The 24372-nt window shown below is 56.7% G+C and carries 28 protein-coding genes; 20 read left to right on the top strand and 8 right to left on the bottom strand.

The window, feature by feature from the left end:
- Nucleotides 1-17 precede the first annotated feature (17 nt).
- From C1A08_RS07640 to C1A08_RS07615, 6 genes are all read left to right on the top strand, one after another.
- The gene (locus C1A08_RS07640; protein ID WP_101572525.1) at nucleotides 18-980 is read left to right on the top strand and encodes a methylenetetrahydrofolate reductase; all 963 of its coding nucleotides are present in this window, start codon (nucleotides 18-20) and stop codon (nucleotides 978-980) included.
- 13 nt (nucleotides 981-993) lie between these two features.
- A complete protein-coding gene (locus C1A08_RS07635; protein ID WP_055204722.1) occupies nucleotides 994-2175 on the top strand; it encodes a M20 metallopeptidase family protein in 1182 nt (393 codons plus the stop codon).
- Nucleotides 2176-2260: 85 nt separating this feature from the next.
- Nucleotides 2261-2431 (top strand): DUF362 domain-containing protein, encoded by a 171-nt coding sequence (locus C1A08_RS07630; RefSeq protein WP_055204719.1) that lies wholly within the window; start codon nucleotides 2261-2263, stop codon nucleotides 2429-2431.
- A gap of 70 nt (nucleotides 2432-2501) precedes the next feature.
- The gene (gene mqnC, locus C1A08_RS07625) at nucleotides 2502-3602 is read left to right on the top strand and encodes a cyclic dehypoxanthinyl futalosine synthase (RefSeq protein WP_101572523.1); all 1101 of its coding nucleotides are present in this window, start codon (nucleotides 2502-2504) and stop codon (nucleotides 3600-3602) included.
- A gap of 132 nt (nucleotides 3603-3734) precedes the next feature.
- On the top strand, nucleotides 3735-4247 hold the full coding sequence (locus tag C1A08_RS07620) for a ferritin-like domain-containing protein (protein ID WP_055204716.1): 513 nt from the start codon (nucleotides 3735-3737) through the stop codon (nucleotides 4245-4247).
- A 128-nt stretch (nucleotides 4248-4375) separates the two neighbouring features.
- Entirely contained in the window at nucleotides 4376-4738 is a 363-nt protein-coding gene (locus tag C1A08_RS07615; protein WP_055204713.1) for an arsenate reductase family protein, read from the top strand.
- A gap of 15 nt (nucleotides 4739-4753) precedes the next feature.
- Here C1A08_RS07615 and ribH read toward each other — a convergent pair whose 3' ends face one another.
- Nucleotides 4754-5278 (bottom strand): 6,7-dimethyl-8-ribityllumazine synthase, encoded by a 525-nt coding sequence (gene ribH / locus C1A08_RS07610; protein ID WP_055204711.1) that lies wholly within the window; start codon nucleotides 5276-5278, stop codon nucleotides 4754-4756.
- 78 nt (nucleotides 5279-5356) lie between these two features.
- Nucleotides 5357-6055 carry a tetratricopeptide repeat protein gene (locus tag C1A08_RS07605; RefSeq protein WP_101572521.1) on the bottom strand — a complete coding sequence of 233 codons (699 nt, stop codon included), beginning with the start codon at nucleotides 6053-6055 and terminating at the stop codon, nucleotides 5357-5359.
- Between the two features lie 211 nt (nucleotides 6056-6266).
- Here C1A08_RS07605 and recF point away from each other — a divergent pair, with 211 nt between their 5' ends.
- Together recF and C1A08_RS07590 are read left to right on the top strand one after the other, a co-directional pair.
- Nucleotides 6267-7367: a DNA replication/repair protein RecF gene (recF, locus tag C1A08_RS07595; RefSeq protein ID WP_055204707.1), complete on the top strand. Its 1101-nt coding sequence runs from the start codon at nucleotides 6267-6269 to the stop codon at nucleotides 7365-7367.
- Nucleotides 7364-7660: a DUF721 domain-containing protein gene (locus tag C1A08_RS07590; RefSeq protein WP_101572517.1), complete on the top strand. Its 297-nt coding sequence runs from the start codon at nucleotides 7364-7366 to the stop codon at nucleotides 7658-7660. Before recF ends, C1A08_RS07590 begins: the two co-directional genes overlap by 4 nt.
- Nucleotides 7661-7755: 95 nt before the next feature.
- Here the strand turns inward: C1A08_RS07590 and C1A08_RS07585 are convergent, their stop codons facing one another.
- From C1A08_RS07585 to C1A08_RS07575, 3 genes are all read right to left on the bottom strand, one after another.
- Nucleotides 7756-8451, bottom strand: a complete 696-nt coding sequence (locus C1A08_RS07585; RefSeq protein ID WP_055204703.1) for an FKBP-type peptidyl-prolyl cis-trans isomerase — start codon at nucleotides 8449-8451, stop codon at nucleotides 7756-7758.
- Nucleotides 8452-8588: 137 nt separating this feature from the next.
- Nucleotides 8589-9875: a Na+/H+ antiporter NhaA gene (nhaA, locus tag C1A08_RS07580; RefSeq protein ID WP_257937068.1), complete on the bottom strand. Its 1287-nt coding sequence runs from the start codon at nucleotides 9873-9875 to the stop codon at nucleotides 8589-8591.
- A gap of 153 nt (nucleotides 9876-10028) precedes the next feature.
- Nucleotides 10029-11069, bottom strand: a complete 1041-nt coding sequence (locus C1A08_RS07575) for an agmatinase family protein (RefSeq protein ID WP_101572739.1) — start codon at nucleotides 11067-11069, stop codon at nucleotides 10029-10031.
- 417 nt (nucleotides 11070-11486) lie between these two features.
- Here C1A08_RS07575 and C1A08_RS07570 point away from each other — a divergent pair, with 417 nt between their 5' ends.
- The 4 genes from C1A08_RS07570 (at nucleotide 11487) to C1A08_RS07555 (ending at nucleotide 15935) form a co-directional block, all read left to right on the top strand.
- Nucleotides 11487-12527: a 4-phosphoerythronate dehydrogenase gene (locus tag C1A08_RS07570; RefSeq protein ID WP_055204700.1), complete on the top strand. Its 1041-nt coding sequence runs from the start codon at nucleotides 11487-11489 to the stop codon at nucleotides 12525-12527.
- A gap of 122 nt (nucleotides 12528-12649) precedes the next feature.
- The gene (locus tag C1A08_RS07565) at nucleotides 12650-13729 is read left to right on the top strand and encodes a quinone-dependent dihydroorotate dehydrogenase (RefSeq protein WP_101572513.1); all 1080 of its coding nucleotides are present in this window, start codon (nucleotides 12650-12652) and stop codon (nucleotides 13727-13729) included.
- Nucleotides 13730-14110: 381 nt separating this feature from the next.
- Complete coding sequence (locus C1A08_RS07560) at nucleotides 14111-15382, top strand: competence/damage-inducible protein A (protein ID WP_101572737.1); 1272 nt, start codon at nucleotides 14111-14113, stop codon at nucleotides 15380-15382.
- Between the two features lie 361 nt (nucleotides 15383-15743).
- A complete protein-coding gene (locus C1A08_RS07555) occupies nucleotides 15744-15935 on the top strand; it encodes a hypothetical protein (RefSeq protein ID WP_101572511.1) in 192 nt (63 codons plus the stop codon).
- A 120-nt stretch (nucleotides 15936-16055) separates the two neighbouring features.
- Here the strand turns inward: C1A08_RS07555 and C1A08_RS07550 are convergent, their stop codons facing one another.
- Entirely contained in the window at nucleotides 16056-18158 is a 2103-nt protein-coding gene (locus tag C1A08_RS07550; protein ID WP_101572509.1) for a beta-N-acetylhexosaminidase, read from the bottom strand.
- 232 nt (nucleotides 18159-18390) lie between these two features.
- Here C1A08_RS07550 and rpmB point away from each other — a divergent pair, with 232 nt between their 5' ends.
- From rpmB to ftsY, 4 genes are all read left to right on the top strand, one after another.
- Nucleotides 18391-18624, top strand: coding sequence for a 50S ribosomal protein L28 (gene rpmB, locus C1A08_RS07545; protein ID WP_055204692.1), 234 nt, complete (start codon nucleotides 18391-18393; stop codon nucleotides 18622-18624).
- Between the two features lie 19 nt (nucleotides 18625-18643).
- The gene (gene rpmG, locus C1A08_RS07540) at nucleotides 18644-18826 is read left to right on the top strand and encodes a 50S ribosomal protein L33 (protein WP_019245673.1); all 183 of its coding nucleotides are present in this window, start codon (nucleotides 18644-18646) and stop codon (nucleotides 18824-18826) included.
- Between the two features lie 10 nt (nucleotides 18827-18836).
- A complete protein-coding gene (locus tag C1A08_RS07535) occupies nucleotides 18837-18992 on the top strand; it encodes a DUF4295 domain-containing protein (RefSeq protein ID WP_081032587.1) in 156 nt (51 codons plus the stop codon).
- Between the two features lie 117 nt (nucleotides 18993-19109).
- Nucleotides 19110-20069: a signal recognition particle-docking protein FtsY gene (gene ftsY, locus C1A08_RS07530; RefSeq protein ID WP_055204690.1), complete on the top strand. Its 960-nt coding sequence runs from the start codon at nucleotides 19110-19112 to the stop codon at nucleotides 20067-20069.
- A gap of 73 nt (nucleotides 20070-20142) precedes the next feature.
- Here the strand turns inward: ftsY and C1A08_RS07525 are convergent, their stop codons facing one another.
- Nucleotides 20143-20550, bottom strand: coding sequence for a GIN domain-containing protein (locus C1A08_RS07525; protein ID WP_145996537.1), 408 nt, complete (start codon nucleotides 20548-20550; stop codon nucleotides 20143-20145).
- Between the two features lie 212 nt (nucleotides 20551-20762).
- Here C1A08_RS07525 and C1A08_RS07520 point away from each other — a divergent pair, with 212 nt between their 5' ends.
- Complete coding sequence (locus C1A08_RS07520; protein ID WP_145996536.1) at nucleotides 20763-21491, top strand: DUF4919 domain-containing protein; 729 nt, start codon at nucleotides 20763-20765, stop codon at nucleotides 21489-21491.
- Nucleotides 21492-21577: 86 nt separating this feature from the next.
- On the opposite strand, the gene C1A08_RS07515 is transcribed toward C1A08_RS07520, so the two are convergent.
- Nucleotides 21578-22087 (bottom strand): ferritin, encoded by a 510-nt coding sequence (locus C1A08_RS07515; protein ID WP_101572502.1) that lies wholly within the window; start codon nucleotides 22085-22087, stop codon nucleotides 21578-21580.
- A gap of 97 nt (nucleotides 22088-22184) precedes the next feature.
- Here C1A08_RS07515 and rimO point away from each other — a divergent pair, with 97 nt between their 5' ends.
- The 3 genes from rimO (at nucleotide 22185) to C1A08_RS07500 (ending at nucleotide 24150) form a co-directional block, all read left to right on the top strand.
- Nucleotides 22185-23477 (top strand): 30S ribosomal protein S12 methylthiotransferase RimO, encoded by a 1293-nt coding sequence (gene rimO, locus C1A08_RS07510; protein WP_101572500.1) that lies wholly within the window; start codon nucleotides 22185-22187, stop codon nucleotides 23475-23477.
- Nucleotides 23478-23555: 78 nt separating this feature from the next.
- On the top strand, nucleotides 23556-23846 hold the full coding sequence (locus tag C1A08_RS07505; RefSeq protein ID WP_055204679.1) for a hypothetical protein: 291 nt from the start codon (nucleotides 23556-23558) through the stop codon (nucleotides 23844-23846).
- 16 nt (nucleotides 23847-23862) lie between these two features.
- Nucleotides 23863-24150 carry a cell division protein ZapA gene (locus C1A08_RS07500; protein ID WP_081032585.1) on the top strand — a complete coding sequence of 96 codons (288 nt, stop codon included), beginning with the start codon at nucleotides 23863-23865 and terminating at the stop codon, nucleotides 24148-24150.
- Nucleotides 24151-24372 lie beyond the last annotated feature (222 nt).

Below are 24372 nucleotides of genomic sequence, written 5' to 3'. Positions count from 1 at the left end.
AATTAAAAACCTATTTCATGCACATTACCGACATCATACGAAAAGCCGGCGCGGAAGGCAAACCCCGTTTCTCGTTCGAACTGCTGCCGCCGCTCAAAGGCGACGGAACACAGCGCACGTTCGAAGCGATCGACCCGCTTATGGAATTCTCCCCGATCTTCTGTAGCGTCACCTACCACCGCGAGGACGTCAAATACGTCGAAAAAGAAAACGGTCTGCTCGAACGGCACACGGTACGCCGGCGGCCGGGGACGGTCGGCATTTCGGCGGCCATCATGCAGCGGTACGGCCTGACCGTCATCCCGCACCTGATCTGCGGCGGCCAGTCGCGCTACGACATCGAAGACGCCCTGATCGACCTGGACTTCCTGGGAATACAAAACGTGCTGGCGCTCCGCGGAGACAATCTGAAAGGAGAACACACGTTCCGCAACCACCCGGACGGACACCTGCACGCGTCGGAGCTGGTCGAGCAGATCGAACGGATGAACCGAGGCGTTTTCATCGACGGCGAGGTCGAACAGTGCCACAACACGAATTTCTGCATCGGCGTGGCCGGTTACCCCGAGAAACACGCCGAAGCCCCGAACAAAGCCGAAGACCTGCGCCGGCTGAAAGAGAAAGTAGACGCCGGCGCCGCGTACATCATCACGCAGATGAGTTTCGACAGCGCGAAAATCCTGTCGTTCATCGACGACTGCCGCGCGGCCGGAATCGACGTGCCGATCGTTCCGGGCATCAAGCCGTTCTCGACGAAAGCCCAGCTCACGATGCTGCCTCAGATTTTCCATGTCGACCTGCCCGAAGCGTTGGTCGAAACGGTGAAGCGGTGTAACAACAACGCCGAAGTGCGCGAAGCGGGCGTCGAATGGGCCATTGCACAGGGACGCGAGCTGATCGCGGCCGGAATTCCCGTCCTGCATTTTTACACGATGGGAAAGACCGACAACATGGTCAAGATCGCCCGCGCGTTATTCTAAAAACCGAGAACCTATGGACTACGAATCGATTAAAAAACACGCGAAGGCCGTTTCCGAACAGGTATTGACCGTCCGCAGGACGATCCACTCCCGGCCGGAGCTGTCGTTCGAAGAGCACGAAACGGCGGATTACATCGCCGCACAGCTTACCGAAGCGGGAATCCTGTTCCGCAGGATCGCCGGAACGGGTATCCTGGCGCGCATCGAAGGGCACGGCGACCTGCAACGCTGCGTGGTGCTCAGGGCCGACACGGACGCGCTGCCGATCTGGGAGGAAACCGGACTCGAATGCGCCTCCCGGCACGACGGAGTGATGCACGCCTGCGGGCACGACATGCACACCGCCTGCCTGCTCGGCGCGCTGCTCGTGCTGAACCGGCACAAATCGGAGATCGCCGGAACCGTGTTCGGGCTGTTCCAGCCCGGCGAAGAGGTTTGCCCCGGAGGCGCGTCGATGGTCATGGCAGAAGACCCGTTCCGCGATTACCGGGTGGTCGCATTCGTCGGGGAGCACGTCGCCCCGGAAATGGCAGTGGGAAACCTCGGTTTCCGCAGCGGAAAGTACATGGCTTCGAGCGACGAATTGTGGATAGAAGTACACGGCACCGGCGGCCACGGCGCCCTGCCGCACACGATGACCGATCCGGTCGTAGCCGCCGCCGCGCTGATCACGTCGCTGCAACAGGTGGTCAGCCGCAACAACAACGCCACGATCCCGACCGTGCTGTCGATCGGGCGGGTCATCGCCAACGGAGCGACCAACGTCATTCCGCCGGTCGTACAAGTCGCCGGGACGCTGCGCACGATGGACGAACGGTGGCGCGCGCAGGCCAAACGGCGCATTCACGAGATCGCCGCCGGAGTCGCCGCGGCCCATTGCGTTACGGCCGAAGTGAAAATCCCGGAAGGATATCCGTGCGTGGTCAACGATCCGGCGCTGACCGTCCGCGCCCGCAGCATCGCCGCCAAACTCTGGGGCAAGGAGCACGTCGAAGAGCTCGACCTGCGGATGACCGCCGAAGATTTCGGCACCTACACGGAACGCTACCCCAGCCTCTTTTTCAGGCTCGGCACCGCGCGTAAAAACGGCGAATGCGGCGGCGCGTTGCACACCGCTACGTTCAACCCGGACGAACAAGCGCTGGATTACGGCGTGGTCACGATGGCCGTATTCGCCCTGGAGTTTCTGCAATAATCCGCCAAATTTATTCGTTGTTAACTTGACTCGTATATAGAATAATTATACATTTGCGTCGTGGAACTCTTAAAACAAACAGAAAATGGCTTACAAAATCAGTAAAGACACATGCACCGCTTGCGGTACCTGCATCGACGAATGCCCGGTGGGAGCTATCTCCGCAGGGGATGTCTATGTAATCGATCCCGAGTCCTGCACCGAGTGCGGTACCTGCGCCGACGTTTGCCCGACCGAATCCATTTCGCTGGAATAATACGGCCACGCAACGTGGGAAAATAGAACCGCTTTCTCTTCGGAGAAGCGGTTTTCCTATTTAAAAAACGATGGACAACGAAAAAATATACCGCAAGGCGCTCGCCCTCGAACCGCTGACCGCCGGCGAGGCGATGCGGCTGTACGACACCGCCCCGACCGGCGAGTTGACGTTACTCGCATGGGAACTGCGCCAAAAGCAGGTTCCGGGCGACGTGGTAACGTGGCAAATCGACCGCAATGTCAACATCACGAACGTCTGCATTTCGGGTTGTAAATTCTGCAATTTTCACTGCAAGCCGCACCAGACCGAACGGGCCTACGTCACCACGATCGAACAGTATGCCCAAAAAATCGAGGAAACCCTCGCGCTGGGCGGCGACCAACTGTTGTTGCAGGGCGGCCTGCACCCGAAACTGGGGATCGATTTTTACGAAAACCTGTTCCGGGAGCTGAAAACGCGCTATCCGCAGATCCGACTGCATGCGCTCGGCGCGCCCGAAGTATTCCACATCGCCCGGATCAGCGGGCTGGACACGGAAACGACGCTGCGACGGCTGGTCGACGCGGGACTCGACTCGCTGCCCGGAGCCGGAGCCGAAATCCTCGACAACGGGGTGCGGCGGGCCGTCTCGCCCGGCAAACCGAACGCCGACCAATGGCTCGACGTCATGCGCACCGCGCACCGCCTCGGCCTGGCGACCTCGGCGACGATGATGTACGGGCACGTAGAAACGCCGCGGCAACGCATCGAACACCTGATCCGAATCCGCGACCTGCAGGCCGAATGTCCGGCCGGAAACTACGGATTCATCGCCTTCATCCCGTGGATCTTCCGCGCGAGCGGAACGCAGCTCGAACGCGAGGGCGTAAGCGCCCGGTTCGTTCCGCTCGAATACCTACGGATCATCGCGATCAGCCGCATCGTCCTGCACAACATCCGCAATATACAGGCTTCGTGGCTGACGGTCGGCAAAGCGACCGCGCAAATGGCGCTGCACGGCGGCGCCAACGATATGGGATCGATCATGATCGAAGAAAACGTCGTCTCGTCGGCCGGCGCGCACAATCGTTTCGACGCGCAGGGTATCCGGCAGGCGATCCGAGAGGCGGGCTTCGTGCCGCGCCTGCGCAACCAGTTATACGAATTCCGGGACGAACCGTCCGCATAGGAACACCCGGAACGGGCCAAGTTATTCTGTACACGGGACTTTTCCGAAACATTCCGACAATCCCGCCGCGATTTAGCACAATATTTGCACGAACCGTTTCCAAACCGTCATTAATCACTAAAACGCAAAACGATGAAACAGGTAAGTGCAGAGGTGCTAAACCTCGATGTTCAGAAACTGATCGAAATGCTTAACGCCGCCCTGTGCGAAGAGTGGCTGGCCTACTACCAATATTGGGTAGGCGCGCGCGTCACGGAAGGCCCGATGCGCAGCGAAATCGAATCGGAAATGCTCAAGCATGCCGACGAAGAACTGTCGCACGCCGTCAAACTGATCGATCGGATCATCCAGCTCGGCGGCACGCCCGTGCTCAGTCCCGACCAATGGATGAAAATGGCCCGGTGCAAATACGAAGCGCCGACCGACCCGTACATCGAAACCGTTCTCGAACAGAATCTGCGCGGCGAACGCTGTGCAATCAAGCGCTACCAGGACATCGCCGACTTTACGAGCGGGATCGACTATACAACCGCCAAAATGGCCGTCGAAATCCTCGAAGACGAACTGGAACACGAGCAAGACATCATCTCGTTCCAGCGCGACATCACTTCGCTGAAAAAGACGCTCGACAAAATGATGAAATAAAACAACCCGGTTACGGACATAAGAGGGAATCCCGCTATTTGCGGGATTCCCTCTTATGTTGCCGAAACTGCGGCGCGGCCCGGAAAAATTTCCTAAATTTGTCCGTACTTCAAAAAAAACGGAACGTCATGAAATACCTGTTTCTTCACTATCCAAAGTGCGGCACCTGCATCAAAGCCGCCAAATGGCTGCGGGCGAACGGCATCGACGTCGAAGCGCGCGACATCACGCTGCAAAACCCGACCGCGCAGGAACTCTCCGCATGGATTCCCGCCAGCGGACTGCCGATCCGGAAATTCTTCAACACCAGCGGGCTGAAATACAGGGAACTGAACCTGAAAGAAAAAATGGAAACAGCAACCCGCGAAGAGTTGCTGTCCGTACTCGCCTCCGACGGCAAGCTGGTCAAACGCCCGTTGTTGGTCGCCGCAGACTTCGTGCTGGTCGGCTTCGACGAAACCGCATGGCGGCAACGGCTGGCGGTACGCTAAAAACCTTCAGGCTGATTAGTTGATCTTCTTTCGGTCGGCTTCGGTCTCTTCGGGCTCCATCTCTATCTGCAAAGCGATCATCTTGATGACCGCAGCGGCGGCTTCGTCCCCCTTGTTGCCGTACTTTCCACCGGCACGGTCGATGGCCTGCTGCAAATTCTCAGTCGTCAGCACCCCGAAGGCCACCGGCATGTTCCACGACAGCATCAACTGCGTAACGCCCTGCGTAACGCCCTGGCACACATAATCGAAATGCCGCGTCTCGCCCTGGATCACGCAGCCCAGCACGATCACGCCGTCCACATCGGTGTACTCGGCGAAAAACTGCGCTCCGAGGGAAAGTTCGAACGTCCCGGGGACGCGTTTCACTTCGATATTCTGTTCGTCGCACCCGGCGTTTTTCAACGTACGCACCGCTCCTTCGAGCAACGCGCCGGTGATCTGCTCGTTCCACTCCGACACCACGATGCCGATCCTCATATCCGCCGCCGAGGGCAGTTCCGTTCCTATTTCCGACAAATTTTTATGAATCGTCGCCATATCTTTTATTTATAGTTTAAGTCAAAAAAGGTTGCCGTACAACACAGCAACCTTTCGGTTTATGGATTCCGTAAACGGTTACTGCTGCTGAATTCGCCCGATGTATTTCTGAATATCGCGGGCCTCCATGCTGGTCGGATAATCGACCTCGACCGCCTCGTACGCCGCGAGCGCCTTGGCATTGTCGCCGAGCTTTTCGTACACTTCGCCGGCTTTTTTCAGGTAGTAAGGCGCCGTAAGCGGATCGCTGCTCGTGGCGACGGCTTTTTCATACGACTTGGCAGCCTCGGCGTAATCGCCCATCTGGACATAAACGTCGCCCCGCAGTCCGTAGTTCTGCGCGGCCAGCAAAGCGGACGGCACGTCGTCGGTCGAGCCTTTGTACTGAGTCAGGTAGTCCAGCGCTTCCTGGTACTGTCCCAGGCGCAGGTAGCAGATTCCGGCGTAATGCCTGGCTACGTTGCCCGTTCCGGTCGAACCGTATTTTTCGATCACCTGCAGGAAACCGGCGAAATTACCGTCCCCGTTCAGCGCCAGTTTGAACGAATCCTGGGCGAACTGCTGCTCGGCGGCGAACATCATCGCCGAAGCCTTCTCCATCCGCGGAACGGCGACCAGGTATTTATATCCGAAGAAACCTCCCACCACGATGATAACGACTCCCAAAGCGGTCAGCAGCGACCGGCTGTTTCGCATGATAAAAGCCTCGACGCGACCGATCGCCGATGCGATGGCTACCTCGGGATCTTTTTCGGCCTGCGGTTTGTTTTGTACCATAATCGATTCAAAAATTAAAATTTACATACTTACGAAATGCAAAAGTAACCTTTTTTAGGGAAATTAAAACTATTTCGGCATCTTTTTTATCTTTGCCCGCCTCCGGAGCGACGCCCGCAAAATCCTCCCGTCGGCATCCGGGAAGCAAAAAACCGCGCGCCGCGGAATATTCCCGAAAATTAAGTATCTTTGGGAACGTAAAAACAACCTTATGCACCTCCACAAACTGTCGCTGATCGACTTCAAGAACATTGCGGAAGCCCATATCGAGCTTTCGCCGCAGATCAACTGCCTGGTAGGCGACAACGGAACCGGCAAAACCAACCTGCTCGACGCCGTACATTACCTGTCGGTCGGTAAAAGCGGATTCAATTTTGCCGATTCGCAGTGCATACGCCACGGTGCGGACGCATTTTTGATCGACGGCGTTTACCGGACGTCCGAAGATCGCAGCGAGCACATCGTTTGCTCGTACAAAAAAAATTCTCAGAAAAAGTTGTGCCGCGGCGGGAAGGAGTACGAAAAGCTGTCCGATCACTTCGGACTGATCCCGCTGGTGATGGTCACCCCGTCGGACACCGCGCTGATCAACGAATCGGGCGAGGAGCGGCGCAGGTACATGAACAGTCTCATTTCGCAGCTCGACCGGAAATACCTCGCGACATTGGTGCGGTACAACCACCTGCTCGCCGAACGGAACAAACTGCTCAAGGCGCAGCAAACGCCGAACTTTTCCGAAATAATGGAAGTGATCGATCTACAGATGGCGGCTCTCGGAACGGATATCAACGCAAGGCGCAAACAACTGATTGACGAACTGGCGCCGCACGTAGCGCGATATTACGCCGCACTGTCCGGCGACCGAGAACAAATCAAACTGAAATACCGGTCGGAACTGAACCAACTGCCGTTCGATGAAATCTTGCGCGATGCGCAGCCACAAGACCGGGCGAACCAATACACTACGCGCGGCGTGCACCGTGACGACCTACGTATGACCCTCGGCGACTATACGTTGCGCAAATACGGTTCCCAGGGACAACAGAAGTCGTTTCTCATCGCGCTGAAGTTGGCCCAGTTCGATCTGATAGCCGGCCACAGTCCGGTTCGGCCGATCCTGCTGCTGGACGACATCTTCGACAAGCTCGACATGCAGCGCGTCGAACAGTTGATCCGCATCGTGACCAGCGAACGTTTCGGTCAGATCTTCATTACCGACTGCAACAAAGTCCGGCTCGAAAACGTACTGCACAGCAACGGATGCCGGTACACCCTGTTCAACGTAACCGACGGCGAAATCCGAACGGCATGAGAAGACGCGATCCGATCCGGATAGGCGATGCGCTGAACGATTTTTTCACGTCCACGCCGACGATCGCCCGCAAAATAGCCGAAGCGCGGATTCCGGACGTGTGGCCGCGCGTGGTCGGAGACATCGTCGCATCGTATACCGTCCGGCTCGAGATCAAGACGGGCGGACGGTTGTTCGTCTACCTCAGTTCGTCGGTCGTCCGCAACGAGATCTTCATGCAGCGCGCGGCGCTCAAAGAGGCGATCAACCGGGCCGTCGGCAGCGACATCCTGACGACGATCATCGTCAAATAGCCGCCGCGAAATACCGCCGCCCCTTTTCAAAGAAACCGATAAAAAACCGGGAAGCGTTTACACGCTTCCCGGATCTCTCTGCTCGGAGCGAAAAATTATTTCGTAGCCGAATCCGCAGGAATCACGTCGATCAGATCGACTTCATAGTACAATGCCGAGTTGGCGGGAATCATCTGACCGCGGCCCTGTTTGCCGTAAGCCAGTTCGGACGGCAGCCACAGTTTGATTTTGCCGCCTTTGCCTACCAACTGCATACCTTCGGCCCAACCCGGGATTACGCCCTTCAACGTAATGTTGGCGGTATCCTTGCTGTCATAGGTATTCTGCAGATCCTTTCCTTTGCGGTCGGTCATCTTGTAGAGTACGCGTACGGTCGAAGCCGAATCGGGTTTCACGCTCTCGTCACCCATTTCAACGATCTCGTACAGCAGGCCCGAAGCGGTCTTCTTCACGTTGCTTCCTTTTTCGGCTTCGGCGATGAATTCCGCGCTGGCGATACTGTCTTTACGGGGTTTAACCACCGTGTAGTATTCGCGCATAAAGTTATAGGCGGCCTCCTTGCTCATCACGGAAGTATCGCTCTTGGCAACGTCCTGCATCGCTTTTGCGATCACCGCCAGATTCAGGTTGGCGTCCAACATCGTATCCATGTTCTGGATATAGCTGCCCATATCCAGGCCCATAGCATAGGCCAGCGAATCTTCGGTCGATTTGAGGCTGCCTCCGCCGGTCGAGGTGCAGGCGCCGAGGAAAAGGGCGGCTACACCGCTTAAAATAACAACTTTTTTCATTTTTTTAGAACTATAAATTAATAATCAGAATCGTCTTCAAAACCGTGCCACGTTTTCAGTAGCCGTATACGAGTCGCAAACTTAAACAAATTCAGCGAATAATGCACCATTTTCGCCGCATTTTCGGGCAAATATTTTCAATCTTCCGGTTTTTCCTTCCGTTTCACCATCGTGCGGGTAAAAACGAACCCGACGATCACGGCGGCCAGCGACGCCACCAGAATCGCGATTTTGCCGTTACTCACCGTCGCCGGATCGGCAAAGGCCAGGTTATTGATAAAAATCGACATCGTAAATCCGATCCCCGCCAGGCACGAAACGCCGAAAACCCCGGCCCAGGTAGCTCCCTGCGGCAATTCTCCCCATTTCAGCCATACGACCAGCCGGCTGAACAGAAATACGCCCAGCGGCTTGCCGACCACCAATCCGAAAAAGATTCCCATCCCCAGCGGCTCCAACAGCACGCGCAAGTCGCCGAATCCGCTGATCGCGACCCCGGCGTTGGCCAGCGCAAAAACGGGCATAATAAAAAAGGAGACGACGTGGTGCAGCGCATATTCCAGCCGTTGCGACGGGCTGATCGCATTGGTCGCCACCAAGCGCACCATCTCGATGTCTTCGAGCTGTTTGCGGTTCGACAGCACCTGCACTCCTTCGCGGTCGTGCCGGCGGAACGAACGCAGGTAATACCGCGTCTTGTAGGAAAAATAACGTTTCGTAAAACGGGGCGTAGACGGAATCGTCAGCGCGATCAGCACGCCGGCGATCGTCGCATGAATCCCCGAATACAGAAACAGAATCCACATCACGATACTGAGAATCAGGTAATAGCGCATCTTGTAAACATTCAGCCGCTTCAGCAGGATCATGAAGACGAACACGACGGCCGCCGCCACGAGCATTCCGACCTGGATGTCGGTCGAATAGAAAACGGCGATTACCAGAATGCCGCCGAGGTCGTCGACTACGGCCAGCGCCATCAGGAACACCTTCAGCGAAACCGGAACCCGGTTGCCGAGTAGCGACAGGATGCCGATCGCGAATGCGATGTCGGTTGCCATCGGGATCCCCCACCCCGACAGGAAATCGCCGCTCCGGTTGATCAGCACGTAAATCAGCGCAGGCACCGCCATGCCTCCGATCGCCGCCGCCACCGGAAGCGCGGCGCGGCGCACCCCGGAAAGTTGGCCGGCGATGATCTCGCGTTTGATTTCCAAGCCGACATAGAAAAAGAAAATAACCATCAACCCGTCGTTGATCCACGCTTCGAGCGGCTTGCTGAGCCGGAAATGGTCGAACCCGACGGTCAGATGGCTCTCAAGCAGGTGGTGATAGACCCCGGCGGTTTGCGGAATGTTGGCCAGAATCAGGGCCAACACCGCGAACGCGACCAAAATCACGCCGCCCGCCCAGGGGCTATGCATGAAACGGTGGTGCTTTTCGTGGCGGACAAAAAAATTCCGCTTGCGTCTGAAAGTAACGGCCCTCGTCATAATCCGTTGTCGAATCGATAAAATAACGCCGCTGCAAAACGGCAAAATGTCAGAGCCTTACCGCAAACAGGATACCAAAACCTCCTATTTGCCGCTCCGCAACGCAAAATTGCACAGTTTATAGAGCATCCGCGCGCCGACGTTGGCGTCCCAGTCATCGTCGCCGGCCGGATCGGGAGCCACCTCGCAAAGGTCGAACCCGACCACCTCGCGACCCGAAGCGGTCAGCCGGTCGAGCAGGTAAACCGCTTCGGCAAAACTCAGTCCGCCCGGAACCGGCGTTCCGGTATGCGGGCAATACTCCGGCGCGAGCCCGTCGATATCGAAACTGACGTACGCCTTTTCGGGCAGGCAGGCGATGATCCGGTCGCACACGGCACTCCAACTTTCGCCGCCGAACTTCGCGGCGGACAGCGCGTAATCGTCGAACAGGCGGACACGCGCATCCGCCGCGGCCAGGCGCGCCTCGTCGTCGCAGAGATCGCGAACGCCCACCTGCACCAGAGCCGACACTCCGGCCGCTTCGTTCAACACATTATACATAATGGAAGCGTGCGAATAGGTAAATCCTTCGTAAGCCCGGCGCAGGTCGGCATGAGCGTCGACATGCAGTACGCCGACGCCCGGATTACGCTCGGCCACCGCGCGGATCAATCCGAGCGGGACGCTATGGTCGCCGCCGACCAACCCCACCTTTTTACCGGCGTCCAGCCATCGGCAGGCCTCGTCGTACACTTCCGCATTGAGTTTTGCGGAACCTTCGTTGACCCGCGCGATACGGCGGCGCACCGATTCTCCGGCCGTACCGCCCGATTCCCAGTGTTCGATCACCCGCCGAGCCTCTTCCCGCAATTTTTTACCGCGCAGTTCCAGCGTATCGCCGACCGGCAGCGTCCCGATTCCCTGCCGCCAACCGTCCGGATTGTGCAGGTCGTACAGATCGACCTGCAACGAAGCGTCCAGGATTGCATCGGGACCGCCGGCCGTCCCCTCGCGGTAAGAGGTCGTCACGTCCCACGGAACGGACATCAGCACCAGTCGAGCCTGCTCCGGCGTAAAAGGAAGTCCGAAATAGCGCCCGTTATTCACGCCCGGAGCGTTCGGATCAAAATCTGTTTTCTCCACGTTTTTCGAAATTAAGCGGCCCGCAAACGACCGGCCCGCACGGACAAAAATAGATAAAAATACCGGATTTCCGGGAAAAGGCTTTTTTCCGAATTTTGAAATCCAACCCGTTACCGTTTTTCTTCCGACAAAAAGAACGATCCGGACAATATCCGCCAATCCGCCCGCGTTACTAATGTAGATTTCCGATTATCGTTGTGAAACGGAGATCGGGTAGTTTTTTTCATAATCATACATTAAGTTGGGTAACCCCCGTCGCAGTAGCTGCGGCGGGGGTTTTTTCACGATTCGTCCGCCCGATGCCGGATTCCGTCGCTGCCGGAGCCGGAACAAGCCGTAAAAACAAGCCTTTGCGAAAATCCGGACGGCGATTCCAAAGTTATTGTTACATTTGCCCCGGAAACAATAAGCTGGAAGATGAACGCAAAACCTTACGTGCTGGCCGACTGCGACATTCCCTTTCTCAAAGGCGTGCTGGAACCCTACGCCCGCGTGCAATATCTCAAAGGCAGCGAGATTTCGCACTGCGACGCGGCCCGGGCCGACGCTCTGGTCGTGCGGACGCGCACGCACTGCGACGAACGGTTGCTCGGCGGCACGCCGGTCGGATTGATCGCCACGGCCACAATCGGCCACGACCACATCGATTCGGAATACTGCTCCCGGCACGGCATCGCGATCGCGACCGCCCAGGGATGCAACGCGCGCGGGGTGCTGCAATACGTCATGGCGGCCCTCGCGGCCCTCGCAGTCCGGGACGAATGGTCGCCCGCAGACAGAACCCTGGGCGTCGTAGGCGTAGGAAACGTTGGGTCGCTGATCGCCGAATACGGCGAGCTGTTCGGCTTCCGAGTGCTGCGCTGCGACCCGCCGAAGGCCGAACGGAACCCGCAGGACGACTACCTGCCGCTCGGCGAACTGTTGCCGCAGGCCGACATCGTCACCTGTCACGTTCCGCTGAATCGCACGGGAAACTATCCGACGCTGCGAATGGCTTCGGCCTCCTTTTTCGAAGCGATCAAACCGGGGGCGATATTCATCAACACGTCCCGGGGAAAGATCGTCGACGACGAGGCGCTGATCGGCGCGCTGCAAAGCGGACGGCTGTCGCACGCGGTCGTCGACACCTGGAACAACGAGCCGGATATCCACCCGACGTTGCTAAGCCTGGCCACGTTCGCCACGCCGCACATCGCCGGCTACTCGATCCAGGGAAAAGCCGCCGGAACGGCGGCGGCCGTACGAGCCGTCAGCGAATTTTTCGGATTCCCCCTGAACGGCTGGTATCCTCCGCAGGTAACCCCGAGCCGGGCCGACCCGAACATCACATGGGAACGGATGCGGGAAACCATGCCGCGCTATTTCCGGATCGAAGCCGAGACGCAACGCCTGCGCAGTGCGCCTTCCGCATTCGAAAACATCCGCAACAACTACGACTACCGCACCGAGTTCTTCTAAACGATCCGATTCATAATGAAAATGTTGCGGGCGACGTACTTTTGCCCGGAATTGCTTCCGGAATGCCCGTTATTTTAAAAATTATTCCTACTTTTGCAGAAATTCTGGCCGCCTGATTAATTATGTATAAGAAAGTCATCCGTCCGATCCTGTTCCTGATTCCCCCGGAAATCATCCATCGGATCATCGTCACCGCACTGCGCGTGATTCATTACATTCCCGGTTCACGTATGCTACTGAGAGCCTTCTGCGCCGTCAGACATCCGTCGTTGGAACGGGAAGTGTTCGGCATCCGGTTCCAAAATCCGGTCGGGATCGCCGCCGGCTTCGACAAGGACGCCGAAGTGTACAAAGAGCTGCTCTCGCTCGGATTCGGATTCACCGAGATCGGAACGGTCACCCCGAAAGCGCAGCCGGGCAATCCGCGCCCGCGCCTGTTCCGGTTGCCCGAAGACAACGCGCTGATCAACCGGATGGGCTTCAACAACCAAGGGATGGAAAACGCCGTCCGCAACCTGCGCCACCGCCGTCCGCACCAGATCATCGGCGGCAACCTCGGCAAAAACACGCAGACGCGCAACGAAGACGCTCCGGCGGACTACCTGCGTCTGTTTCGCAACCTGTACCAATACGTCGACTATTTCATCATCAACGTCAGCTGCCCGAACGTCGCGAACCTGACCAGCCTGCAAGACAAGAACAACCTGAACCTGATCCTGCGCGGTTTGATCGACTTCAGGCGCGGACAGAACCAGTACCGGCCGATCCTGCTGAAAATATCGCCCGACCTGACCGACGCGCAGATCGACGACATGATCGACGTGCTGGTCGAAACGGGACTCGACGGCATTGTCGCGACAAACACGACAACCCGCCGCGACGGACTCGAAACCGATCCGGCCACGGTCGCAGCCATCGGCAACGGCGGACTCAGCGGAGGTCCGCTGACCCGACGGTCGCTGGAAGTGGTGCGCTACATTCACGAAAAAACCGAAGGTCGCTTCCCGATCATCGGCGTGGGCGGCATCATGACCGAGGACGACGCCGTAGCGATGCTGAACGCCGGCGCCAGCCTGATCCAGATCTATACCGGCTTTATCTACAACGGTCCGCAATTCGTCAAACGTATCTGCAAGCGACTGAAGCAGGAAGCCGAGAGCAAGACGAAAACGGAAACCCGATCGGAATCCGGACAACGCTAATCCCTACCGTATGCGAAACGTTCCGCTCGAAAAGGCGGAACGTTTCGATTTACGACGAACGTTCCGGAAACCGGTTTCGAAAAAATGCCGGGCGAAAACGGCCGCCGGAAACCCGACGGCGGGCGAAATCCGGGCGGAGCGGAGCCGGGAACGCCGCCCGACGCTCCTTTACCGCAGCCGGCGACTCCGGAAATTTATCGAAAAAATCAGCCGATCCGCAGTCTCGGCCGCAACGGTCCGAACGAATTTACCGATAAAGCCGTATCTTTGCCGGACGTTTCGCCGGCGGCGGGAACGTTCCGAACAACGTCCGCCGGAATCGGCCGAACGACTTTAAACCGTATAATCATAAAAAATCCCGGATTCGGGATCAGAGAAACGATGCAAGCAGAAATCATTACCATCGGCGACGAAATTCTGATCGGACAGATCGTCGACACCAACTCGGCATGGATCGGCGAAAAGCTGAACGCGGCCGGAATCAAAATCCACCGGATCACTTCGGTATCCGACCGAGCCGAACCTATCTCCGAAGCCGTCACGCAAGCGTTGTCGCACTCCGACATCGTCATCTGCACCGGCGGTCTCGGCCCGACCAAGGACGACATCACCAAACATACGCTGGCCCGGTTGTTCGGCATGAAACTGGTACGCAACGAGGCCGTCTACGAGCAGGTGCGCGCGATGACTGCCGTACGGCACATCGACTTCAACGAACTGAATCAGGGCCAGGCCCTCGTGCCGGACGGATGCACCGTCCTGCCGAACCGTTGCGGAACGGCTCCGGGCATGTGGTTCGAGCGGGACGGCAAAGTGCTCGTATCGCTGCCGGGCGTCCCGTTCGAAATGAAAACGCTGATCGGCGAGCAAGTGCTGCCGCGGCTGTACGAACATTTCCGATTCGACGCGATCGTACACAAAACGGCGATCACCTACGGACTGGCCGAATCGATCCTCGCCGAAACGATCGCCGACTGGGAAAACGCGCTGCCCGCCTACCTGCACCTGGCCTACCTGCCCAGCGCGATGAATATCCGCCTGCGGCTGTCGGCCTACGACGTAGACGGACAGCAGGCCGCGGCGGAAATCGACCGGCAATTCGCATTGCTGGACCAAGCGATCCCGTACCGGATCATCGGTTACGGCGACGCTACGCTCGAAAGCGCCGTCGGCGAGTTGCTGCGCGGCCGCGGCGAAACGGTCGCCGCCGCCGAATCGTGTACGGGCGGCAACATCGCCCACCGCTTTACGGCGCTGCCCGGAGCGTCGGATTACTTCCGGGGAGGCGTCGTAGCCTATTCGAACGACGTCAAGACGGCCCTGCTCGGCGTGAACGCGGACGACCTGAACCGCTGCGGAGCGGTCAGCCGACCGGTGGCCGAACAGATGGCGGCCGGAGTGCGCAAGGCGACCGGAGCGACTTACGGGATCGCGACGACCGGCATCGCCGGCCCGACCGGAGGAACGCCGGACAAACCGGTCGGCACCGTCTGGATGGCCGTCTCAGGCCCCGATGAGACGTATTCGATCCGGATGGTTTTCGGATCGCTGAGGAGCCAGAACATCGAACGCGCGTCGTCGAACGCGATCAATCTGCTCAGGCTGCGCCTGTGCGGCGCTCCGGGAAACGGACTGTGGACGATCCGGTACTGAAGCCGCCCGTAACCGCTTGTGTATTCGGATTATTTCATTGCTGTTGTAGTACTCACGCGTTGAAAGACGTCGTGATATTGTTTCGGCCTGAAAATCGGGAACTTTCAAAGGAACAGGGCGATAGGCACGGGCTCACGCCGGGAGTATGCCGTATGTGAAACGGCCGTTTTCCTGCGTGAAATCTTTTGTATCCGGGATCGATCTCGACACGGGACGTATCCGTACATTCGTGCATACTTAAAGCGTGAACTGTATGCGCTTATTCGTTCCGGATACCCAGGATCTCAAACCGGATCGGTCATGCAGCCTCACGTCTTCCTATGCACTTCACCGGGAGGCGGGTGAAATAAAATCCGGAACAATGAGCCAACCGATCTTTCCGAAACACGGCCCCTGCGCGACGCCGATCGCCCAGGACAATCAATTCCTGCACGAACAGACATTCGCCCTGCAACAGGAAACCGCCCGGCTCGACCGGGAGATCCGAAAAATCATGCAACGCAACGAAGAACTCGAAAAGAGGCGCAAAACAAATGCCGTTGCAATAAAATAGCCTGCGAAACAGCGAAACACATTTAGAATTCCCTTTGCGGAACGCGTATGCAAAGCGTAGCCGGATATGAAAACGGCGCGGACGAAATATCCGCGCCGTTCGAAATTTCCCGCCGGCGTTTTATTGCTGCGGCCTGTCGAAACGGAAACCGACCTGCTCGCGCGGAAGGTGACTCCCGTCGCGCCCCTGCTGTTGCAGGTCGAGCTGGATACGGTCGTACTGCTGCTCCCATTCCAACAGCATACGGTCGTAGCGGATCGCCGCCACGTCCCAGTGAATCGGACGGTTTTCGCCGCGCCACAGATCGCGGTGAAACAGTTTCAGTTCCTTGGTCATGTCCCTCAGCGATCCGAGGCGGCTGGCGTACGGCATAATCAGGTCGTACAACGCCGTATTGACCGCATATCCCTTGTCGTCGTCGCGGACGAACGCATCGTACAGGTCGGACATCTCGCCGGCCAACAGCGCCTTGTGAAACACGAAATCCATCCGCCGGGCGGCGAACAACAGCGCATCGACCGTCGAACCGTGCAGCGCGACCCGGTCGCGCGCGCGGCTGAACTGCGTATAAGCATCCTCGCACCACAAGCGCATCTCGCGGCACGCCCCCGTATTTTGCAAGTGATTCTGCAACGCCACGCCGGCTTCGGTGAACGGCGAAGTGTAAGCCATCTCGAAGTTGACCGCCCCGACGCGGCCGTGCACGTCGGCCAACTTGCAAATTCCGTCGGCGAACGGATGCCCGTCCGAATTGCGATAGAACGCCCAATCAAACGCATCGCGGTAGCGGTCGAGATCCGACTCGCCGTACTGCCAGGCGCAGGCGGCGGCGTAAACCACGCCGTACCAACCCATATCGAACAAGTCTTCGCCCATATCGTCCCACGAAGTGTTCAGCATCCCCATCGAGCCGTATTTCTGCCCGTCGCGGACGAAATTACGGATATTCTTCATGTGAGACAGGTAATCCGGGAAAACGCGCCCGCCGTAGAAAGCCGACGGCGCGACGAACGTGGCGAAGTGTTTGTCGGCATACGGCTTCAAGAACGTCTCGTAGCTATCCCGGGGCAGGTAGTCCCACGCGACGGCGATCACGTTCGACGGCAGCAGATCGAGTTTCTCGGGATGTTCGACGGCGATCTCTCCCCAAAACAACAACTTTTTATCCTTCAGCGCGGGCAGTGCGGCCACCTTTTTCAGATGTCCCAGGTAAACGTCGGCGTGCGACGACCCGGCCACCGACTCTTTACTTTTGCCGCGTCCGAGTTCGAACGTCTCGTCGCAACCGATATGAATGAACTCGGACGTGAACATCGGCACGATCTCGCCCAGGTAGTCGCCGATAAAATCGTACGCCCCCGGTTCGGTCGGACTCAGTATCTGGCTGCCGCGCTTTTCGCCGAGGTCGGCGTAACGCTCCTGCCGCAACACATAGTGCAGGTGCCCGAAGGTCTGTTGCTGCGGGATGATCTCGACATGGTAACGTGCGGCGTAATCGATCAGTTCGGCGATCTCCTCCGGGGTGATCGTGCCGCCGTACGGGTTGATCGCCGGATGCGACTTCGACTGGTATAGGTTTTCGGCGTAGATACTGTATCCGTTGATTTTATATTCTGACAAAATGCGCACCTGCTTTTTGGCGTATTCCAGCGTCGGAATCGGCCCGCGGCTCCAGTCGTCCTGCTGCCAGCGATAACGCATCGCCGGAGCGTCGCGCACGGCGACCGCCCGCACCCGGTATCCGTCGCCGGACGGATAGACCAGTTGGCGTAGCGTCTGCACGCCATAGAACAGGCCGGCGGCCGTATTGGCCGAAACGATCACGCCCTGCCCGTCGGCCAACAGCACATACCCTTCCGGATTAAAATCCGGAGCGAGTTCCAACCCCGCCTGTTTCAAGCGTTCGTCGGCCTGACGGTTCAGCCCCGGACGCGTCAGCATCACGGCCCCCTTAACGCCCGACCGCGACTTTCTTACGACCGTGCGGATATTTTCCAGTTCGTCGGTCAACGTCGCGGCGGCAAAAAAATCTTCCTCGTCGCCGGAACACACCCGGACGGTAAGCCGCTCCCCGGGATCGAAATCGCGCTCCCCGACCCGCACCTCGGCCGGATAAGGTATCAACGGCAGTTTTCCGCCTTCGAACGGGTTGTGTTGCTGCGCGATCGCCCGGCCCGTGCCCAATGCCAACAGCGCCAACAACGGCAAAATGATTCGTTTCATACGTATTTTTTATTTGAATTCGTCACACGAAAATACGCATTTCGGACGACATTCCGTTCCGTCCCGAAAAAATTATTGACCGCCGCCGTCCGAAACGGCGCATCTCCGCATTTCCCGTTATCTTTACGGCTTCGTACGAAACGCCCTGTTTTTTTACCGCCGTATTTTTTTATTCGGAGAATATTTCGTATTTTTGGCGATCCTTTTGGAGTAATGTAAAAAAACGAATTCTATGAAAATTTGTGAAATCACGGGTAAAACGGCTCAGGTTGGCAACAACGTGTCGCACTCGAACAAAAAAACCAAGAGGCGTTTTAATCCGAATCTGAAAACGAAACGCTTCTGGAACGAAGAAGAAGGCCGGTGGATCACCCTTAAAGTGACTGCCGCAGGCATGAAAACCATCAACAAGAAAGGTTTGTCCGCAGCCCTGAAAAGCGCCGCTGCGCCCAAATCGGTCTATTAATTATTAATCGAAGCAGAAAATGGCAAAAAAAGGTAACAGGGTTCAGGTTATCCTTGAGTGCACGGAACAGAAAGAGAGCGGGCTTCCGGGAATGTCAAGGTATATCACGACCAAAAACAAGAAAAACACGCCCGACAGGATGGAGCGTAAAAAGTATAACCCGATCCTGAAACGAGTAACCATCCACCGCGAAATTAAATAAGGTTTGAATCATGGCAAAGAAAGTAGTTGCGACGCTGAAGACCGGAGCCGGTAAAGCGCACACGAAATGTATTAAGATGGTGAAATCCGAAAAGACCGGAGCCTACTCCTTCAAAACCGAAGTAGTGCTGAACGATCAGATCAAAGATTTCTTCGCAAAAAAATAAGCGATTTTCCGTCTTATTACAAAAAGCTTCTTAACTGTAAGGAGCTTTTTGTATTTTTGTAGGGCGCATCCCCCGAGTCTCCCGGGGCCCATGCATATCATCAAATAGCGTACGATTATGGGACTGTTCAATATTTTTTCAAAAAAGGAGCATAAAGAAGACCTCGACAAAGGGCTCGAAAAGACGAAAGAAGGGGTTTTCTCGAAACTGGCGCGGGCCGTGGCCGGCAAGTCGAAGGTCGACGAAGAGGTGCTGGACAACCTCGAAGAGGTGCTGATCACGTCGGATGTCGGCGTCGACACCACCGTACGGATCATCGAACGGATCGAAAAACGGGTCGCCGAAGACAAATACATGAACACCGCGGAACTGAACCGCATCTTGCGCACCGAAATCACGGCCCTGCTCGAAGAGAATAAAAGCGCCGGCGAGGAGAACTTCTCCTACGAGAAACGCAACGGTATGCCATACGTGGTCATGGTGGTCGGCGTCAACGGGGCCGGCAAAACGACCACGATCGGCAAGCTGGCTTCGAAACTGAAAAACGACGGTAAAAAAGTCTATATCGGCGCCGCCGACACGTTCCGCGCCGCCGCGATCGACCAACTGGCCGTCTGGGCCGAACGCGCCGGGGTCACGATGATCCGCCAGGACATGGGTTCCGACCCGGCCTCGGTGGCTTTCGACACGCTGCGTAGCGCCGTAGCGAACGACGCCGACGTCGTACTGATCGACACGGCGGGACGGCTGCACAACAAAATCGGCCTGATGAACGAGTTGACCAAGATCCGCAACGTTATGGCCAAAGTGATTCCCGACGCGCCGCACGAAGTGATGCTGGTGCTCGACGGATCGACGGGCCAGAACGCCTTCGAACAGGCGAAACAATTCACGCAAGCCACGCGCGTCACCGCCCTCGCGATCACCAAACTGGACGGCACGGCCAAAGGCGGCGTAGTGATCGGCATCAGCGACCAGTTCAAAATCCCGGTGCGCTACATCGGCGTCGGCGAAGGGATCGACCAACTGCAGGTATTCGACCGCAGGGAATTCGTCGACAGCCTGTTCGGGGAATAAAAACCGCCCGGCGAAACCCCAGCGGTTTCGTTCGGGCGGGAAATCCGCGCCGCACCGGCGCAGGAAGCCGATTTTAAGGATTTAATTTTCCGAAAGACCCCCGGTCGATCTGGAGCGTGCCGATCCGCGGATCGCCTTTATACCGCACGGTCGCCGCGCCGGACAGGCTGGAAACGCTCAGGTTCTGAACGGCCCATACTCGCAACCCCGCCGCGCCGGAACCTCCCAGCGTAACGTCGTTTGCCTTCAGTCCGACCGCTTCCAAATGCGCGCCGCCCGACCCGGAAGCCTTCAGAGCCCCGGTTTCGCCGAAAGCCGTAATGCGCGCGCCGCCCGACATTCCGATTACGATCTGCTCGCATTTTACGGCCATATCGATATTGGCCCCGCCGCTGGCGTCGATCTTCAGGCTGCCGGCTGTCAAATCGCACACCGTCGCGAAGATAGACAGCACGATCAAAAACGAAATGGTAATCGGCATCAGTAACCGGTTCAGGATTCCGATACGCCAATCGGAGATGTCAACAAAATCGACTGCTTGCAGGCATTCGGCCACAAGAGTACCTGTTCAGGAAACAACCAACGAATTGCATTCCTATCACCGTATCACCCCATACGGCCAACTTAAATCTATTTTTGCATATTCAGACTAATTTCTTTAATTTTGAATACCTCACTAAAACTACCTCTCTTATGAAAAAACTTTCCATACTCAGCCTCACCGTCTTATTGTTGACCAATAGCTATCGAGCTCAAGCCCGTTCCCAGGAAACTAAAACAATAACAACGGAAACCATTATGAAAAAATTCCTCACGACCGTCCCTGGCGACAGTGTGGCAACCGATTCACCGAATACCTACAACCAGTTGCTTGCACGTTTTGAGCAGGCCGATACGACCCTGACCCCGTGGGAATGCGCCGAAATCTATTACGGATTCGCCCGGCAATCCAATTACAAAGGTCTCGTAGGAAACGGAGAAAGCGAAGCACACAAACTATTACAACTCGGAAAATACCAAGAAGCATTCGATCAGGCCAAATCGATTCTGCACGAATGTCCTACTTCCCTGGGAGCCCATGAAATACTGCTTGCTGTTAGCGACGTATGTAAACTTCCCCCGGAGGAGACGGAGCCTTATCGGAAACGTTTCAGAATGCTACTGCAAGGTATCTGGACTTCCGGCGACGGACGAACAAAGGAAACGGCTTTTAAAATACTCGGAATACCGGATGAATATGTTATTCTGCGCGTATTGAACGTCACAAAAACAATCCGGGGGGAGTCACTGGACAGGGAAGGGTATCTCGAAACGAAGATCAAAGCGGAAGGTATTCCTGAAGGCAAACTTTATTTCGACATAAAAATCCCGTTGGAAGACAGACGGCAAAAATTGATGAAAGGCCGAAACAAAACGGAATGAAACCTAAAACAACATCCGCCTCAAACAAAAATATGCCGTCACAAAGACGGCATATTTTATATACTTGTATACTTGAAACGCCGGAATTATTTCCCCGGCGCAGGCGTGCTAGTTCGCGCCCCGAGTTCCTTGTCCAGCATAAAGGTTCCCACCTTGTCGTCGCCGACCAGCTTCAGCGCATCGATAATGCCCTGCACGTTCTCCTCTTCCTCGATTTGCTCGTCAACGAACCAAACCAACCGGTTAGCCGAAGCGAAATCCTTTTCGGCGGCGGCCAGCTCGCACAGCGCGTCGATCCGGGCGGTCACGCTTTTTTCGTGTTTCAGCGTATCTTCGAAAGCGGCCAGCGGAGAATCCCAGGCGGAAGGCACTTCGGCAATCGGCGCCAGAGCGACCTTTCCGCCGCGTGCGAGGACATGATCCATCAGCATCCGGGCATGATCCTGTTCCTCGCGGAACTGGATCGAAAACCAGTTGGCCATTCCCTTGAGTCCTTTCCGAGCGAAATCGCAGGACATCGACAAATACAAGTATGCGGACCAGAATTCCGCATTGATCTGGGCGTTGATCGCCTCTTCCATTTTTTTACTCAGCATAATCTATCGTTTTAAATGTCCGTAAACATTCGGTCAATTTCATGTCGACATGCAAATATAGTGCGGATTTTCCTATTTTTGCAAGCAAATACGCACTATGAAACGTAAAATCAACGTCATAACGCTCGGTTGTTCGAAAAACCTCGTCGATTCGGAACACCTGATGGCGCAATTGCAACGCAACGGTTTCGAAATCGTCCACGACTCGAACGAAACGGACGCCAGGATCGTCGTAATCAACACCTGCGGATTCATCGGCGACGCCAAAGAGGAGTCCGTCAACACGATCCTCGCATTCGCCGACGCGAAGACCAAAGGCTGTATCGACCACCTGTTCGTCATGGGCTGCCTGGCCGAACGCTACCGGGAAGAACTGCGGGAAGAGATCCCCGAAGTGGACGAATACTTCGGCGTCAACGACCTGCGCGACATCGTGAAAACCGTCGGCGGACGCTACCGCGACGAACTGACCGGGGAGCGGCACCTGACCACGCCGGGCCATTACGCCTACCTGAAAATCTCGGAAGGATGCAACTGGGGATGCGGTTATTGCGCGATCCCGCTGATCCGCGGACGTCACGTCTCGGTGCCGATGGAAGAGCTGCTTCGCGAAGCGGAGATGCTGGCCGCGCGGGGCGTCCGGGAACTGATCGTCATCGCACAGGATACGACCTACTACGGCCTCGACCTGTACGGCGAGCGGCGGCTCGGCGAGTTGCTCCGCAGGCTGTGCCGCATCGACGGGCTCGAATGGGTACGCCTACACTACGCCTACCCGGCGCAGTTCCCGACGGACGTGATCGACGCGCTGCGCGACGAACCGAAAATGTGCAAATACCTCGACATCCCGTTTCAGCACATCAGCGACCCGCAACTGAAAAGTATGCGCCGCGGGCTGAACAAGGCGCAGACCTACGAACTGATCGGCGAACTGCGCCGCCGGATCCCCGGCATCGCGCTGCGGACGACGCTGCTGACCGGCTATCCGGGCGAAAGCGAAGCGGATTTCGACGAACTGCTGGAATTTGTCGAACGGGTGCGATTCGAACGGCTCGGAGTCTTCCCGTACTCGGAAGAAGAGGGCACCTATTCGGCCATGCGGCTGCGCGACGACGTACCGGACGAGGTGAAACAACGGCGGGCCGACGCGATTATGGAACTGCAAAACCGCATTTCGGCCGAAAACAACCGCCGGCGGATCGGCACGCGAGAGCGGATCATCATCGACCGGCGCGAGGGAGAGTTCCTCGTCGGACGTTCGCAATACGACTCGCCGGAAGTCGATACCGAAATCCTGGTCGAAACCGACGAGAATCCGTCGCCGGGAACCTTCCTGGACGTAAAAATAACGGAAGCAGGAGATTACGACCTTTACGGAAAATTCGTATAGGGAAGCGCGGAAAATAGATTTTGCATTTTGACAAAAAATAACTACTTTTGAGTGGACGAATCAATTTTGTCTGCAGAAATGGATGACAACAAGGCGATTATCGATTCACTGAAGAAAAAGGTTTCTCGGATCATCGAGGACAACCGGCGACTTCGCAGCGAAGTGCGTGAATTGACCGCCGAACGAGACACGGTCATCCTCGAAAAAAGAGCGGCCGAAACGGAAATACGGCAGCTCGGCAGACGAATCGAAACGCTCGAAACGGCGGCCGGTCTGATGGGAAACCGCGGCGACAGCCGGATAGCAAGGCTCAGAGTCAACAAACTATTGCGGGAAATTGACAAATGCCTTGCATTGATGAACAAGTAGCGAAGACGTTATATTGATGGCAGGAACGCGCAGGATATCGGTGAAGTTGGCGGGTAAAGAATACCCGATGACGATCCGGCAGGCCGAGGAGGAAAAGTACCGGCGTGCGGCACAAGATATCAATGCCCTGATCTCGGTTTACAAAACCCGGTTCGCCGCCGAACCGGAAGATTATCTGGCCATGGCCGCTTTGCAGGTGGCCGTCGACAAGGTCGGGCTGGAAATGAACCGGGAGATGACGGAAGAGGCACAGCGTTTGCAGAAAATCGAACGAGAGATCGACGACTACCTGAACAATATTTGAAACGTAAACGACGTCTTAATAACAGACAACAGGTTCTTGGACATATAAGTTAAGGAATAAAAACCCGCATGGATTCCTTTTAAGCTTTGCGAAACTCAACACTATTTACATTGGGGTCAAGCTCAGTATTTCAAAAACAGGCCTTAACCTTCCCCCCGGAAGGTTCTTCATCCGAAGACGTTGGACGTTTGCGATAAACGGCAGCCCCATACATGACGAGAT

The organism is Alistipes sp. cv1 (assembly GCF_900240235.1).
Classification (GTDB): Bacteria; Bacteroidota; Bacteroidia; order Bacteroidales; family Rikenellaceae; genus Alistipes_A; species Alistipes_A hominis.
This window is presented reverse-complemented; position numbering and strand designations above follow the sequence as displayed.